Genomic DNA, 17,247 nt, shown 5'->3' with positions numbered 1-17,247 from the left:
ATTGCGGCCTGTTCCAGTCCGAAACTGCCATCTTTCTGCCCTCTCCCGCGTTTCATGGTTTGACATAAACCAGGGGGTGGAAGCGATGCGGTTGTCTTTGCGCGACACGAGATGGGGGCGTCTTCTGGCGGCGACGGCGCTGATCGCCCCGTCCGTTCTGATGTCGCCTGTGCTGGCGATTCCGGCGCGGGCGCAGGTGCAGCCGCCGGTCCAGGGCGAGATCGCACCGTCCCGGGTCGGGCGTCTGGCCCGGATCGACGGTTCCGTGTCGGCGCACGGCGCCGGCGGCACCACCTGGACCGACGCCGTGATCAACACGCCGCTCTCCAACGGCGACGCGATCTGGACCCAGCCGGGCGCGGATGCCTGGATCGATCTTTCCGGCGATACCATCGTTCTGTCGGAGCAAACCGAGCTCGATCTGGCGACCATCGCCGAGCGGCAATTCGCCGCGACGACGCCGCAGGGCGAGGTGTTCCTGAATCTGCGCAATGCGCCGAGCGACGATACCTACGCGATCACCACGCCGCGCGGCGTGATCAGCCTGCAGCCGGGCGGCGAGTATGACATCGTTGCCGGTTCCAGTACCTCGCCGACCTTGGTGGCCGTGGTGGCCGGCGCGGCGCAGATCCAGAGCGGCTCCTTCTCGCTCGCGGTGTCCGCCGGACAGACCGCGACCGTGACCGGCAGCGACGCGCTCCAGGGCAGCATCGGGCCGATGCTGCACGACGCCTTCCTGGATGCGCGTCTGGCGCGTCCGGCGCCTGTGCCGGCCGGTCCGCCGCAGATCCGTTACATGACCGGCGCCAGCACGCTGGCCAGCTACGGCACGTGGCAGGCGCAGCCACAATACGGCCAGGTCTGGTATCCGCAGGTGCCGGCGAACTGGGCGCCGTACCGGGAGGGAAGCTGGTCCTACGTGCAGCCCTGGGGCTGGACATGGGTGGATGCGGAGCCCTGGGGGTTCGCGCCGTTCCATTACGGGCGCTGGTCGCAGTTCGACGGGCGCTGGGGCTGGGTGCCGTGCGCGCCGGGGGCGCCGCCGATCAGCTACGAACAGCCGGCCTACGCGCCGGCGCTGGTGGATTTCGTCGCCGCCGGTGCGGTGGCGGGCGCCCTGGCCGGTGCCGCCGTCGCCGCGCTGGATCATGGCGGTCCCGGCGGCTTCGGTGGCGGCTATGGCGGCGGTTCGGTCGGCTGGATTCCGCTGGGTCCGCAGGAAGCCTATCAGCCGCCGTTCCATGTCGGCCCGACCTACATGCAGCGTGTGAACTATGGCCGGATCGACAACATCCATATCAACAAGACGGTCATCAACAATAACAACACGACCATCATCAACAACTACGTCAATCGCAATGCGCTGACGGTGGTGCCGGCCGCAGCGATGGCCAATTCGCGGCCTGTGCGGGAGTTCGCCCGCACCGGTCCCGGCGCGTTCGGTCCGGCGGGTGCCGGCGGACGGGATCTGCATCTGGTGCAGACGGCGATGCCGGTGCGTCCCGTGGCCGATACGCGCGGCCTGACCCCGGTTGCCGCGCATGCGCTGGGGCTCGGCCCGATCGCGCGTCCCGCGGCGCCCGGACCGCAGATCGATCCGGCCCTGTTCCATCCGCACGCCTTGCCGCAGAGCCGGGCGCCGTTCCGCACCGACGTGGCGATGCAGCCGGGTGGTCGCCCGGAGATGCCCGGCATGGGCGCGCATCCGCAGCCGCCTGGAGCGGGCGCTCGTCCGGATGTGTTCGCGCCGGGTGCGCATCCGCCGGGAATGCCGGGCGGCGATGCCCGTGCCGGCCGGCCGGGCGACGACGTCCATCCGAGCCCGCCGGCGCCGGGTGCGCAGCCGGCACGTCCTGGTCTGCCGGTTCTCCGCGCGCAGGGTGCCGAGCGGCCCGGGATGCCCGAGCACGTGCGGGACGATGCGCACCGTCCCGGTGCCGCCGCGCCGCCTGCCGGCCCGCATCACGGACCGGAACAGCATCCAGGTCCGAACGGTGTCGCGCCGCGCGAGGAGATGCGGGCCATGCCGCACCCGGACGCGCGTCCTGCGGCGCCCCACGAGGCGGCGCCGCGTGCCCAAGAGCCACGTCCGCCCATGCAACATCCGTCGATGCAGCACCCCGAGATGCAGCGTATGGAGCAGCCGCGTCCGGAGGCGCCGCACGCCGCCTTCCATCCGCCTGCCGCCCCGCAGCCACAGATGCAGCGTCCGGAATTTCGGCCCGAGGCGCGTCCTGAGCCGCGACCGGAGCCGCGCCCCGAACCGCGTCCGCAGTTCCATCCGGAAGCCAGGCCCGCGCCGCGTCCCGAACCGCAGCACGCGCCGCCGCCGCATGAGGGCCGCCCCGACGACCATCCGCACTGACGGGTTTCCGCACCCGGCCGTCCTTCGGGGCGGCCGGGTCGCGTTTTTCGGTGTTGTGGGCGTGCTATGAGGACATGTTGCTGCGCGATCGGACCGTGCCCATGCCTCATGCTTTTCCCGACCTGTCGGAACGACTGGTCGGACGGTTTTTCCGCTATCTGTCCATCACCACGCAGAGCGACGCGCGCGCTACGACGCTGCCGTCCACGCCGGGGCAGTGGGATCTGGCGCGTCTGCTCCGGGACGAGTTGGACGTGCTCGGGCTCGCCGACATCCATCTCGACGAACACTGCGTGCTGACGGCGCGTCTGCCCGGCACGGTGGCGGATGCGCCCAGGATCGGGTTCTGCGCGCATCTGGATACGGTGGATGTGGGGCTGTCGCCGGATATACGGCCGCAGCGCGTCCGGTTCGACGGAGGCGATCTGGTTCTGTCGCCGGTCTGCACGATGCGCGTGGCCGAGCATCCCGAACTGATCCCTTATCGTGGTCAGGAGTTGATCCTGTCCGACGGCACCAGCGTGCTGGGCGCGGACGACAAGGCGGCGATCACGGTGGTGATGGAGCTGCTCCAGACGCTCGTGCGTGACACGCCGGCGCATGGCGACGTGGTGGTGGCGTTCGTGCCGGACGAGGAGATCGGTCTGCGCGGCGCCAAGGCGATGGATCTGTCGCGGTTTCCGGTGGATTTCGCCTACACGATCGATTGCTGCGCGATCGGAGAGTTCGTGTGCGAGACCTTCAATGCCGCCCAGGCGACGATCCGCATCGAGGGCGTCACCGCCCATCCGATGTCGGCCAAGGGGGTGATGGTCAATCCGGTTCTGGTGGCGACGGATCTGATCGGCCGGCTCGATCCACAACAGACGCCGGAGCATACGGAAGGGCGCGACGGTTATTGGTGGGTGAACACCGTCGTGGCCGATGCCGCCGAGGCGACGCTGACGGTGTCGATCCGCGATTTCGATACGGACGGGTTCGCGCGGCGCAAGCGCGTGCTGGAAGACATCATCGCGGCGGTCCAGCGGGATCATCCGCGTGCCGCCGTCTCGCTGCGGATCGCCGATATCTATGCCAACCCGGCCGGCGCCCTGGCAGAGGAGCCGCGCGCGGCGGCGTTGATGCGCGCGGCCTATGAGCGGGCCGGCGTGGCGCCGGAGGTGATCGCCATGCGGGGCGGCACCGACGGATCGGCGCTTTCCGCACGGGGCGTGCCGACGCCGAACATGTTCACCGGCGCGCTCAATTTCCATTCGCCGTTCGAGTTCCTGCCGGTGCCGTCCTTCCTCGCGTCCTATCGCGTGGCGGAAGGGATCGTGTCTCTGGCGGCGTCCGGCCGGTAGTCGCGCAGCTCCTCGTGGTGGAGGAGCGCCACGCGGTTGGTGCGGGCCAGCGCCTGGGCCGCGGCGGTGAAGCGTGCGTTCGAGACGACGATCGCCGCCTGGGCGTTCTGGTGCGCACGCGCCGCCGCGACCTGCTGCACCGCATCGTTGCCGACCGCGCTGCGGTAGAGCTTGCATTGCACGACGAGGCGGCAGCCGGCGCGTGACGCGAGGATATCGGCGCCCTGATCGCCGCTGGCCGGGGTGAGCTGCGTTTTCCAGCCCGCTTGTTCCAGCAGCCTTGCGCAGAAGCGTTCGTAATCCAGCGGGTGCATGCCGGGTTCGAACCCCGCGGGTCCGTTCCGGCCGCGCCAGGCGACGCGCTCGATGCGCCGCAAGGCGGATGGTTCGACGGTCGGCCACCAGCGTTTCAGTCCGCGCCGGGCGAGAGCGGGGCGAAGGGTCGCATCGCAGAAACGGATCTTTTCCTTTTCCCAGCGCTCCCGGTTCTGTCTGGTCCCGCGTCGCTCCGTGCCCAGAACCTGTAGCCGCCTGATGCGAAGCGCTCGTCCCGCCCGGTCGATCTCGGTCTTCACCAAGGCCAAGGCCAGCCGGCGGCGGCGTCGTCTGTGCCAACGGCGCAGAAACGGCGCCGAAGCACTGCCCAGCAGCAAGGCCAGGGACGCGGGAAGCATCCAGCCGAGAGCCTCTGGGTGCCGCAAAGCCGGGCGAGGCGTGGCGATCACGTGGGATGGCCGCGACGGAGAATGCGCCAACGGTTTGTGATGGGCGGCCAGCGACGTCCGGGGCGGCTGCGCGGCGGCGCTTGTTGGCGAGCTGTTGACGAGAAGGACGGAGCCGAGGGCGGCCAGAAAAATCTTCAAGCGGAATGTCGGCCCGGACGGAGGGATCAACCGCGTCGCGGCGGCCTGGGACTGTCCCTGAAGGGTCTTCGCATTGCGGTCAAATTTAATGTTGATTTAACGAAAATCGTTATAGACGTTTCGACCCAGAAAGTGTTTTGACGAATAGGCTAAGCGTTAAAAAGACGTAAAGAGGCTGTTAATCATGGCGTCTCCGAGCAAGACCTCCACCATCTTCGTCGGCAGCTCCTTCGGTCTGGACACGCTGTCGGCGAGTGCGATCGCGAACCCCCTGCTGGCCGATGGCGACGTCAGTTTCTACGGCCACATGAGCGGCGTCGTGCGGAGCTACATGGACGGCACCGAGCAGAAGGTGGTGTCGACCTGGGCAGGCACGGGGGCTGGCCTCACCGAGTTGAACGAGGACCCGATCAATGCGGTGATGCGCGTCAACATCGCCAACACGAGCGGCGCCGCCATTGTCATTCCGGTGGGAACGCTGGTGTCTTCGGCCAGTGGCATCCAGTATCAGATCGCCCTTCAGCCGACCTTGGCGCAGTACTGGTCGCAGGGGTCCGGTGGCGCGGGGATTTTCACCATACCGGCCGGGCAGTCGATCAGCGTGCTGGCCCAGGCTCTGGCGGTCGGTACGTCCGGCAATCTGGCCGACAACCAGGTGACCCAGATCGGCATCAACGGCGCTTCGATCGTCGGCTCGTCGTTGGATACGGCGGTTCTGCAATGGTCGAGCGGCACCATCACGCTGCAGAACACCACCGCCAGCAGCACGATCCTTTATACGTCGATGACGGTGACGGGCAGCAACGGCAAGACCTACCAAATCGCCGTCGATCCGACCGTGAGCGGGTTCGTTGCCACGGATGCAGATTCCAGCAGCGGCTATTATCGGCTGGCCGCCGGGGCCAGCATCACGGTGCCGATCGGCTCCGTATCGCCCAACACGGCGACGACGGCGGCCGGATACGTGCAGCAGGCGCTCGCGTCGAACGCGGCGGCGAACTCCATCACCGGCACGGGAACTCTGCCGTCCGGCGTGTCCATCCTGTCGTCAAGCGCCCTGGTGACCGCCGGCCCGACCAGCCCGGCGAAGGCCGGGATCGAGTCCGCGCTCGGCAGCACCTCGTTTCTGACGGATGCCCAGTCGCCGGTCTTCACTACGCAGCAGGGCTACAACCCGACCGAAGCGAATGTGAACACCTACAACGAGACCATCTGGAGTGCGCAGGATCTCGCGACGTGGAAGGGGTTCGTCGATAACGCACGTGCCCAGGGTTATCTGAATCTCGCGCCGATGATGGCGGAGTACGAGGAGGGCGATTTCGCCACGGCGGCCGCGACGGCCAATATCCGGGCGGCGGCGCTCTACAGCGGCGGCATCACATTCGATCTGCCGCCCTGGTTCTTTCTGGCGCGGGATACGGCGTTTCAGAAAAGCACGGAGGCGGAGATCAGATGGGCGACGGCCAACGGGCTGCGCTCGTCCATCACCTTGTCGCCGCAATTCGGCGGCGATCCCAACCTGCTGTCCGACACCAAGACGCTGGTGTCGATGTTACAGGCGGCGAATGCCATGCCGACGCAGATCGTGGTCAAGGATGGCGGGGCGACGGGAAACAGCGTTATCTATTCCAACAGCGATCCCAATGCGCTCAACAGTGTCGCCAATTGGCTGTCTTCCCTGACGCTGACGCCGTCCAATTCCGAAAGCGGATTGGAAGTCCGTGGGACCAGCGCCCGTCCGGACGATCTGATGACGGGCGTCGCCCCCAGCCTGTCCCTGATCGGCGGTGCGGCCCTGACGCCCTATGCGATCGCCCAGGTCTTCGCCGAAACAAGGACCACGACCGGAACCCTGACGGTGACGCTCAGCAGCGCGTCGCTGGGGCGGCTCGTCGCGGCGAGCGGTCTGGGCGGCGTGTCGCAGAACGGCACCGTATTCACGGCGTCCGGCACGATGGCGCAACTCACGGCGGCCTTGCAGGCGATGTCGTTCGCCGCTGCCGCCGGCGTGGTCGGCAACGGCGCCCTTACGGTCACCGTCACCGATGCCGCCGGCACCATCACGGGCCAGACGGCGATCGCGGTCGACAATTTGATCGCGCTGTCCGGCATGCCGTCGACGGCGACCGTTTCCGGCACGGTTCTGGCCGAGCAGTCGTTGGTCGTGAACGCGGGAAATGCCGCGACGGTGCTCACCGCGACCGTGACCCTTTCCAGCCCGATGCTGGCATCGTTCTGGAACACCGGCAGCGGTGTCCTGTCCGATGACGGTTCGACGCTGACCCTGGTCGGCAACGCTGCCACGTTGCAAACGGCGCTCAGGCAGCTCGAAACGGTGATGCAGGTCGGTGCGGCCGGAACCCAGGTCGAGACCGTTTCGATCACCGACGGCACCCAGACCGTATCCGCCGTCACCACGTTTTCCGTCACCGCCGCGACACAGCTGACGGCCGGGGGCGTTCCCAGCCTGATGCTGGCGGGGTCCATCGGCCAGACCTTGCCGTTCGGCAGTATTCTTGTCTCCAACACCGCCAATCCGAATGCGAGCCTAACGGCCACGGCGAGCCTGCCGCGCGGAGCGGCCAGACTGGTCGCCGGTGCCGGAGGCACCGTGTCGGCCGATGGGTCGACCTTTTCCGTGACTGGCAACGCAGCCCAGATCGAAGTCGCGCTGCGCGGATTGGGCGTGTCGGTGCCGCCTGGGACCGCTTCCGCCACCGAAGCGCTGACCTTGTCGATTCCCGGAATTGGCACCCACGTGACGATGCTCCAGCTCGGCTCGACGTCGACGGTATTTGTTGGTGCACCGGATGGGACGATGTCTGGGTATTCGTCGTCGTCGGTATCGTCTCCGCTGGTATCGACGGGGTCGGTCGGGTTGGTGGACGACTACAACGGCATCGTTTCCACGGTGGTGAGTGGCGGGGGTGCTGCGCTCAAGAGTGCCTGGTCCGGGACGGCGCCGGGCGTGTTCACCTTCACGGGCACGTCCGCGGTGGCGCAGCAGACGATCACGGTGCGCAATGGCGGGTCGGGGACGCTTTCGATCCCGGTGGGCACGCTGGCGTCCACGGCGACCGGCGTACAGTTCCAGGTGGTGCAGAGCGGGCTGGGCAACGCGAACTGGGTGTCCGGCACGAGCGGGGACGGATCGCTGGGGTCGTTCGTGGTGCCGGCGGGCGGCTCGATTACGCTGACGGTGGAAGCGTTGCAGGCGGGCTATGGCGGCAACGTTCCGGCCAACGCGATCACCAGCCTGTCGGGGATCGCCGGTGCGACGATCACCGGCTCGGCGCCGAGCGTGCTGGTGCCGGAAGTGGCGGGCGGCACGGTGACGCTGACCAATACCGGCAGCAGCACGGTGAACGTCTACGAGGGAACCCAGCTGAGCAATTCCACCGGCACCTACCAGATCGGCAACACGCCGACGGCGAACGGCTACACCGCGTTCGCGTCCGACAACAGCAACGGCTACTACATGCTGACGCCGGGCCAGAGCACCACGGTCGCGGTGTATGGAAGCAACGCGCTGTCCGGAACGGCGTCGAACCAGCTGAACCAGATCCTGGCGCAGACGACGACCGCGACCAACACGCTGTCGGGCACGGCGCTGCCGTCCGGCGTGGTGGTGAGCGGCTCGAGCGCGATCGCAGCCACGGGTCCGGCGACGGCGTCGCAGGTGGTGGGCTGGGGTGGTGCCGGTTTCGGCACGGGCATCCTGACGCAGAACGGCTATGGCCGGCTGGTGGCGGCGCCCGGGTTCGGGGGCAGCGAGAGCAGCCTGTTCATGCCGCTCTCGACCAACGCCACCGCGGCCGATCTGAGCGCCATGCAGGCCTATGTGGATACGCTGCGCGGGCTGGGCATGATGAACGTGTCGATCGCGGTGTCGGGGATCCAGGATTTCTCCTCCTCCGCGGCGACAGCCAATCTGCGCGCGGCGGCGCTGTATGGCGGCGGGATCGATCTGGACGTGACGCCGTCTGCCATTCTGTCGTCCGGTGCGTCCGGGCTGGCATCGATCGAGCATGACATCGCCTGGGCGACGCAGAACGGCCTGCGGTCGACGATGACGCTGCGGGCCTATGGCGATGCGTCGTTCATGGACGAGACGAAGTCGGTGATGACGCAGCTGCAGGCGGCGGGGACGCTGCCGAGCCAGGTTCTGGTGCTGGGGTCGCCCAGCCTGTCCTGGATCGACAGTTCCGAGCTTTCGCCCGCGGTGGCGGGCTATGTGGCGACGCTGGGTCTGACGCCGACCGCATCCGAGTCCGGTCTGCAAACCGTAGGCAGCACCGTGGATACGGTGATGACGGGGGTGCAGAACAGCGAAAGCGTGGTCGGCACGGCCGCGGTCGCGCCCTATGCGGTGGCGCAGGTCTATGCGCAGAACCCGGCCGCGGTGCTGACCGCGACCGCGGCGCTGACCAGCACGGTGCTGGGCACGCTGTCCCTGTCCGGCACGGTGGCGGCTGCCGCCACCGTCTCCGCCGACGGCTCCACCGTCACCCTCGTCGGCACACAGGGCCAGATCGACAGCAGCCTCGCCGCCATCCGATACACGCCCGCATCCGGCGCGAGCGGAAACACAGCCCTCAATCTCTCCGTCACAGACACAAACGGAACCATCACAGGACAAACAAAACTGGCGGTCGATGCGCCGCTGATGATCTCGGGCGTTGCCAACCAGTCGGTGAATGGCTGGATCCTCCTCCAGCACAATCTGACGCTGTCGGCCGCCGCCGGCGCTCTCGTTTCCGCCACCGTCACCTTGTCGAATCCGAGCCTTGGCAGCTACTGGAGCGTGAACGTGAACGGCGTGACCGTTTCCGCGGATGGCGGCACGGCGACCATGACGGGCACGGCCAGTGACGTGCAGAACTTCCTCTCCTGGCTGGTCTTCATGCCGACACGTACGGCGAGCGGGACCGAAACCGAAACCATCACCATCAGCGACGGTCTCGCCACGACCAGCGTCACCAGCACGTTGTCCATTTCGGTGGCGACCAATTTCGTGGTCAGCGGCCTCGTCGCCTCCCACACCATCTCGCCCTTGGTGGCGAACGCGCCGTATCAGGACATCGCCGTCACCAAATCGACCAGTCCCGGGCAGGATATCTTCGTTTGGGTCACCCTGTCGGCCGGGAGTGCGAAGCTCGTGTCTTCGGGCGTCGGCGTGGTGTCGTCCGATGGTCTGACCTACAGCTACGACGGCACGCCGGCCCAGCTTCAGGCGGCGCTACGCGGATTGACCGTGTCGGTGCCGACGGGCGCATCTCCTGCGACCCAGACCATAACGCTGTCTATCAACGGGCGTAACAACGTCGAAACCCTGACCATCGCACCGACGTCGACGGTATTTGTTGGTGCACCGGATGGGACGATGTCTGGGTATTCGTCGTCGTCGGTATCGTCTCCGCTGGTATCGACGGGGTCGGTCGGGTTGGTGGACGACTACAACGGCATCGTTTCCACGGTGGTGAGTGGCGGGGGTGCTGCGCTCAAGAGTGCCTGGTCCGGGACGGCGCCGGGCGTGTTCACCTTCACGGGCACGTCCGCGGTGGCGCAGCAGACGATCACGGTGCGCAATGGCGGGTCGGGGACGCTTTCGATCCCGGTGGGCACGCTGGCGTCCACGGCGACCGGCGTACAGTTCCAGGTGGTGCAGAGCGGGCTGGGCAACGCGAACTGGGTGTCCGGCACGAGCGGGGACGGATCGCTGGGGTCGTTCGTGGTGCCGGCGGGCGGCTCGATTACGCTGACGGTGGAAGCGTTGCAGGCGGGCTATGGCGGCAACGTTCCGGCCAACGCGATCACCAGCCTGTCGGGGATCGCCGGTGCGACGATCACCGGCTCGGCGCCGAGCGTGCTGGTGCCGGAAGTGGCGGGCGGCACGGTGACGCTGACCAATACCGGCAGCAGCACGGTGAACGTCTACGAGGGAACCCAGCTGAGCAATTCCACCGGCACCTACCAGATCGGCAACACGCCGACGGCGAACGGCTACACCGCGTTCGCGTCCGACAACAGCAACGGCTACTACATGCTGACGCCGGGCCAGAGCACCACGGTCGCGGTGTATGGAAGCAACGCGCTGTCCGGAACGGCGTCGAACCAGCTGAACCAGATCCTGGCGCAGACGACGACCGCGACCAACACGCTGTCGGGCACGGCGCTGCCGTCCGGCGTGGTGGTGAGCGGCTCGAGCGCGATCGCAGCCACGGGTCCGGCGACGGCGTCGCAGGTGGTGGGCTGGGGTGGTGCCGGTTTCGGCACGGGCATCCTGACGCAGAACGGCTATGGCCGGCTGGTGGCGGCGCCCGGGTTCGGGGGCAGCGAGAGCAGCCTGTTCATGCCGCTCTCGACCAACGCCACCGCGGCCGATCTGAGCGCCATGCAGGCCTATGTGGATACGCTGCGCGGGCTGGGCATGATGAACGTGTCGATCGCGGTGTCGGGGATCCAGGATTTCTCCTCCTCCGCGGCGACAGCCAATCTGCGCGCGGCGGCGCTGTATGGCGGCGGGATCGATCTGGACGTGACGCCGTCTGCCATTCTGTCGTCCGGTGCGTCCGGGCTGGCATCGATCGAGCATGACATCGCCTGGGCGACGCAGAACGGCCTGCGGTCGACGATGACGCTGCGGGCCTATGGCGATGCGTCGTTCATGGACGAGACGAAGTCGGTGATGACGCAGCTGCAGGCGGCGGGGACGCTGCCGAGCCAGGTTCTGGTGCTGGGGTCGCCCAGCCTGTCCTGGATCGACAGTTCCGAGCTTTCGCCCGCGGTGGCGGGCTATGTGGCGACGCTGGGTCTGACGCCGACCGCATCCGAGTCCGGTCTGCAAACCGTAGGCAGCACCGTGGATACGGTGATGACGGGGGTGCAGAACAGCGAAAGCGTGGTCGGCACGGCCGCGGTCGCGCCCTATGCGGTGGCGCAGGTCTATGCGCAGAACCCGGCCGCGGTGCTGACCGCGACCGCGGCGCTGACCAGCACGGTGCTGGGCACGCTGTCCCTGTCCGGCACGGTGGCGGCTGCCGCCACCGTCTCCGCCGACGGCTCCACCGTCACCCTCGTCGGCACACAGGGCCAGATCGACAGCAGCCTCGCCGCCATCCGATACACGCCCGCATCCGGCGCGAGCGGAAACACAGCCCTCAATCTCTCCGTCACAGACACAAACGGAACCATCACAGGACAAACAAAACTGGCGGTGGGCAACCCGGCGGTCTCGGTCAGCGTGGCCGCCGCATCCACGAAGGCCGCTCTCGATCCTGCACTCGGTGCGGGCGGCCAGAACGGCACGGCGGGGAATGCTGCCAGCACCGTCACGATCACCACCGGCTCGACCAGCGATGCTCTGCTGGCGACCGCCGGCGGCGCCGTGACCGGCAACAGCTTCACCGTGACGGGAACGGCGGCGACGGATGCCCATGCCCTGTCCGGTCTGATGCTGACGCCGGCCAACGGCAAGGTCGCCGATCTGCACATCACTTTGGCCGGCAGCGGGCTGAGCTTCACCGATACCAATCCCGGCAACGATCTGATCACGTCGTCCGGCGGCGAGGCCATTCACCTTTCCAATGGCATCGACACGGTGTCGGCCGGTCTCGGCGACACGATCTCCGCCGGCGCGGGATCGGTGTTCGCATCCGGCAGCCAGAACTTCACCTTCCTGGGCGGTCTCAGCGCGGCGGACAGCGTGGCCGGTGGGGCGGGCGGCGGCACGTTCACGGCCGGCAGCGGCGGGCGATCCGTTCTGGCCGCCGGCACCGGGGCCACCACCCTGAATGCCGCAGGCGCCAACGATACGCTGATCGGCGGCGGGGCCAGCGTGCTGAACGGCGCGGATAACCTGTCCACCCGCATCGTGGCCATGGCGGGCGACACGGTGAACGGCGCCATCGGCTCGATCATCCAGGGTCCGCACGGCGGAACCGCCCCGGCGATCATCAGGCTCGGAGCCGGCGGCGAGACCATCATCGGCGATACCGGCAGCATGAGCGTCACCGGGGGTGCCGGTGCCTCGCATCTCCAGCTCGCAAGCGGTGCCGCCACCGTCACCGGCGGATCGGGCGCGGAGGTCGTCAACGTGGTCGGTGCCACCCATGCCACGCTGATCGACGGTACCGGCGCCGAGCTGGTGTCGCTGACCAAGGGCCTGTCCGCAGGCGCCGTGCTCACGCTCAGCGGGTTCAGCCCAGCCAAGGACCAGCTGCTGTTGAAGGGATATGGCAGCGCGACGTCGGGAACGGGGAGCGCCTACAGTCAGCATGCGGTTTCGGGGGGGACCCAACTGACGCTGTCGGACGGCGCCACCATCACCCTGCTGGGTTTGTCGCACGTCGATGCGTCCGCGATCGTGCTGCAGTAACGAAGAGCGCCGCAGCCTCGACCCGAATGATCGTTTCGGCCATAGTTCGATCCGTTCGGGCAATCGGAAAGCGAGGCTGCGGTGAAACTCCTGGTCACCGGCGGTGCCGGCTATGTCGGCAGCAACGTCGTCCTGGCACTTCACGATCGCGGCGACGAGGTCGTCGTCTACGACAATCTCCGCCAGGGCCATCGCGAGGTTCTGCCCGGGGCCGTCCGGCTGGTGGAAGCCGATCTGGCGGATACGGCCACGCTGGATGCCACGCTGGCCGAAGGCGGCTGGGACGGCGTGCTGCATTTCGCCGCCCTGTCCCTGGTCGGCGAAAGCATGCAACGGCCGTTCTTCTATCTCCAGGAGAATGCCGGGCTCGGGTTTTCCTTGATCGACGCCTGCGTCCGGCACGGCGTGAAGCGTTTCATCCTGTCCTCGACGGCGGCCTTGTTCGGCAATCCGGACACCACGCCGATCACGGAGGAAACCCGGATCGATCCCGGCTCGCCTTACGGCGAAAGCAAGCTGATGATCGAGCGCGCCCTGCACTGGGCCGATCGCATCCACGGCCTGCGCTATGCCTGTCTGCGGTATTTCAACGCGGCCGGCGCCGATGCGGAAGGGCGTTCCGGCGAGGATCATCGGCCCGAGACCCATCTGATCCCGCTGGTGATCGACGCCGCCCTCGGTCTGCGTCCCGAGATCGTGGTGTTCGGCGACGATTATCCGACCGCCGACGGCACCTGCATCCGCGACTACGTGCATGTGTCCGATCTGGCGCAGGCGCATCTGGCGGCTTTGGGCCGGCTCGACGACGGCAGCGTCACCTACAATCTCGGCAGCGGCACCGGCCATTCCGTGCTGGAGGTGATCCGCAGCGTCGAGCGCGTCAGCGGCGTCCGCGTGCCGATGCGCATCGTCGATCGCCGTCCGGGCGATCCGGCCATCCTGGTGGCCAGCTCCGCCCGCATCCGGGCCGAAACCGGCTGGACCCCGCGCTACACCGAGCTGGACGAGATCGTGTCTACGGCGCTCAATTGGCGGCGGGCGCATCCGAACGGCTACGGCAACGAGGGCTGACCCGGCTGTCGACCACGGCCCGGACCGGCCTATAAGAAGATCGAGATGAGCGGCTGCGTCGACATTCACGGGTACTCGGAAGCCACCGGCAGCTATCTGCTGTGCGGCTGGGCGCCAATCGAGGCGTCGGACGGGCTTCCCGGCTACCGGATGGTGTCCCTTTCATTCGAGAAGGGTGTGGTCGCGGTCGAAGGGCTGATCGCGCACACGCTGCGTGACGACCTGGGCGGCCGAGGCCGCGGCGTGGCGATCCATCTGCCCGCCTCCGACCATGCCTTGGGCCCTCTGCGGTTCGCCGAGGTCGCAGCCCCGTCCGGCCTCGTGCATCTGGACACCACGGGCGGCACCGAGCACGCTCCGCCCCGGATCCTGCTGGACCGCATGCGCCAACAGCGTCTGGCGCCCGGCAGTGCCGGCGAACGGCTCCGCGCCGTGCTGGACCGTTCCGGTTTCGACGGGCGCGACACGCTGGACCGTCTCGACGGGCAGGTGGCGTTCCAGATCGACGAGGCGGTGTCGACCGGCACCACAGGCTTGCTGTTGAGCGGCTGGATGCTGAGCGCGCCCGACGCGGTGCGGTCGGTTCGGCTGCGCTCCGGCGGCCGGTCCACCCCGCTGCGGATCGACACGGCGATCCGTCTCGATCGCGCCGACGTCCTGGCCAAGCACGGCGACCGACTGCGCTCGCGCCAGGTGCGCTGCGGGTTTCTCCTCCCGGCGGAGAACTGCCTGGAGCCGGGCGAGCCCTGCTTCGTGGAGATCGAGACCGTGCACGGCGATGTCGGTTATCATCCCGTGCGCCTGTCCGCGCAGCACGGTCTGGTCGCCATTCGCGCCGCCCTTGCCAATCTGTCGCCGCGCTATGACGAGGTGGCGTCGGTGTTCGACCGGCTTGGACCCACCATCACCGCGCTCAATACCGATCGCCTCGCCGGCAAGCGCGACGGGCGCGAGATCCGGTTTGGCCATGCGCCGGCGGAGCCTGTCTGCTCCGTGATCGTGCCGCTCTACGGCCGGCTCGACTTCATGGAGGTGCAGGTGGCGCTTCTGGCCGGCAGCGGCTTCGCCGACCGGCACGAGCTGATCTACGTAGTGGACGATCCGGCCGCGTCGGGCGGCGCGATCCATCTCGCCGACACCTTGTTCCGGCGCTTCGGCACGCCGATCCGCCTGTGGCTGCAAAACGACAATCTCGGCTTCGCGCCGGCCTGCAACGTGGGTCTTTCGCTGGCTGCCGGCCGGACCGTGTGTTTCCTCAACTCGGACGTGTTCGGCACCGACCCGGACTGGATCGACCGGCTGGTGGCGGATCTGGAGCGCATCCCGGAGGTGGGCATCGTCGGCCCGCTGCTTCTGTTCGAGGATGGCAGCGTGCAGCACCAAGGTATGGGATACGCGCCGTTGCCGGAATTCGGCAACTGGCTGTTTCCGACCCATCCCGGCAAGGGCGCGCGGCCGCGCGGGCTGTCCGGCCTGGTGCGCGAACGGGTGATCACGGGCGCCTGCATGGTGATGACGCGCGACCTCGCCACCTCGCTGGGCGGGTTCGACGAGGCGTTCGTGATCGGCGATTTCGAGGATTCCGATCTCTGCCTGCGCGCGCGGGGCCTGGGTGTCGGCTGTGCCGTCGACCATGACGTGCTGATGTTCCATCTGGAACGCAAATCGCAGATCACCGGCGCCGAGCCCTGGCGTCTCAACGTCACGCTCTACAATGCCTGGCTGCACCAGAAGCGTTGGGGTCGGCGCCTCGCCAACGAGGCGGGAGGACGTGCGGATGGCTGATCGTTTCTTCGCCGACGGAGCGCCCGTGCGGGTGTTGATCGGCTCGCACAGCCATCCACGCGTGCAGAATGGCGGGTCGGAGGTGGCGTCGCACGCCCTGTTCGAGCGGCTGGAGGCGGAGCCGGGCTGGTCGGCGCATTATCTCGGCTGCGCACGGGGCACCGTGTTCCAGCGCGCGGGACAGGCCATCACCCAGCCCTTCGCCGAGAACGATCATCTCTACACGGTCGGTGAGTTCGACATCTTCAAGTTCGCCAATCGCGACATGGCGTTTCCGCGCGATTTCCGCGCTCTGCTGCGCGCGGTCGATCCGCAGATCGTGCATCTGCACCACTACGTCAATTTCGGCATGGAAACGTTCTTCCATGTGCGCGAAACGCTGCCCGATGCCCGGTTGGTGCTGACCCTGCACGAGTTCCTGGCGATCTGCCATCAGCAGGGACAGATGGTGAAGCGGCACACCAACGCGCTGTGTTATCGCGCCGATCCGGTCTCCTGCGCGCGTTGTTTTCCCGAGGTCGAGCCGCAGGATTTCTTTCTGCGCCAACTCTACGTGCAGCATTTCCTGCAATGCGTCGATCAGGTGATCGCGCCGAGCCGCTTCCTGGCCGGGCGCTACGCCGAATGGGGTATTCCGGCCGAGAAGATCGCGGTGATCGAGAACGTGCCGCGCCAGACCGAGGCCGCCGTCCTCACGGCGCGCCAGCCGCGGCCGGGCCGTCTGGTCGTCGGGTTTTTCGGTCAGATCTCGCAGCTGAAGGGCATGGACGTTCTGCTGGATGCGATCGAGCTGCTGCAGAGCGACGGCCGCACCGACATCGTGTTTTCCATTCATGGCGATCACACCAACCAGCCGCCGGCCTATCAGCAGCAATTCCTGGAGAGGATCGCACAGACGGGCAGCACGGTCTCGTTCCATGGCGCCTATTCCAACCTGTCGGTGGACGGGCTGATGGCGGCGGTGGATCTGGTGGTGGTGCCGTCCGTGTGGTGGGAGAACTCCCCGGTCGTGATCCAGGAAGCGTTCCGCAACGGTCGCGCCGTGCTGTGTTCGGATATCGGCGGCATGGCGGAAAAGGTGCAGCCGGGCGTCACCGGGGCGCATTTCGCGGTGGGCAACGCCCGGGCCTTGGCCGATTCGCTGGCCGATCTGGCGGCCGATCCGGGCGAGGTGGTGCGGCTCGGTCATGTCGCGTCGAGCCGTTGGGACGGGCAGGCCGCGTTCGACGCCCATCTGGCGCTGTATCGGCAGCTTCTGGGCGGCGAAAGCGCGTCGCACGTCGTGCCGGAGGCTGGGGCCGTGGTGCCGCCGCCACCGGATTTCCTGTCGGCGGAGCCGCCGCTGCCGCCTCGGGCGGTGCCGCGCTTCGGGATCGGGTGAAACGGTCCGGCCTGTTGGTCGCAGCCGGGTTCCATGGTGAAATGACGTCGTAGCGAACGGGT

General features: G+C 67.8%; 7 protein-coding genes. 6 read left to right on the top strand and 1 reads right to left on the bottom strand.

The annotated features are described in order from the left end of the window. The first annotated feature begins 85 nt into the window (after window positions 1-85). Entirely contained in the window at window positions 86-2,365 is a 2,280-nt protein-coding gene (locus tag ACZ5BM_RS08785) for a DUF6600 domain-containing protein (RefSeq protein ID WP_498907527.1), read from the top strand. 101 nt (window positions 2,366-2,466) lie between these two features. Next, window positions 2,467-3,708: a peptidase T gene (gene pepT, locus ACZ5BM_RS08780; protein WP_498907526.1), complete on the top strand. Its 1,242-nt coding sequence runs from the start codon at window positions 2,467-2,469 to the stop codon at window positions 3,706-3,708. Here the strand turns inward: pepT and ACZ5BM_RS08775 are convergent. After that, complete coding sequence (locus ACZ5BM_RS08775; RefSeq protein ID WP_498907525.1) at window positions 3,660-4,382, bottom strand: restriction endonuclease; 723 nt, start codon at window positions 4,380-4,382, stop codon at window positions 3,660-3,662. The genes pepT and ACZ5BM_RS08775 overlap by 49 nt on opposite strands. A gap of 373 nt (window positions 4,383-4,755) precedes the next feature. Here ACZ5BM_RS08775 and ACZ5BM_RS08770 point away from each other — a divergent pair, with 373 nt between their 5' ends. The 4 genes from ACZ5BM_RS08770 (at window position 4,756) to ACZ5BM_RS08755 (ending at window position 17,185) form a co-directional block, all read left to right on the top strand. Then, a complete protein-coding gene (locus ACZ5BM_RS08770) occupies window positions 4,756-12,948 on the top strand; it encodes a hypothetical protein (protein WP_498907524.1) in 8,193 nt (2,730 codons plus the stop codon). A gap of 81 nt (window positions 12,949-13,029) precedes the next feature. Further along, window positions 13,030-14,019, top strand: coding sequence for an NAD-dependent epimerase/dehydratase family protein (gene galE / locus ACZ5BM_RS08765; protein ID WP_498907523.1), 990 nt, complete (start codon window positions 13,030-13,032; stop codon window positions 14,017-14,019). A 45-nt stretch (window positions 14,020-14,064) separates the two neighbouring features. Then, entirely contained in the window at window positions 14,065-15,804 is a 1,740-nt protein-coding gene (locus ACZ5BM_RS08760) for a glycosyltransferase family protein (protein ID WP_498907522.1), read from the top strand. Continuing rightward, entirely contained in the window at window positions 15,797-17,185 is a 1,389-nt protein-coding gene (locus ACZ5BM_RS08755) for a glycosyltransferase family 4 protein (protein ID WP_498907521.1), read from the top strand. Before ACZ5BM_RS08760 ends, ACZ5BM_RS08755 begins: the two co-directional genes overlap by 8 nt. Window positions 17,186-17,247: the final 62 nt, after the last annotated feature.

The sequence above is a fragment of the Lichenicola sp. GTC18331 genome (assembly GCF_055386855.1).
The sequence above is the reverse complement of the archived record's forward strand: the minus strand, read 5'-3'. Positions and strand labels throughout refer to the sequence as shown.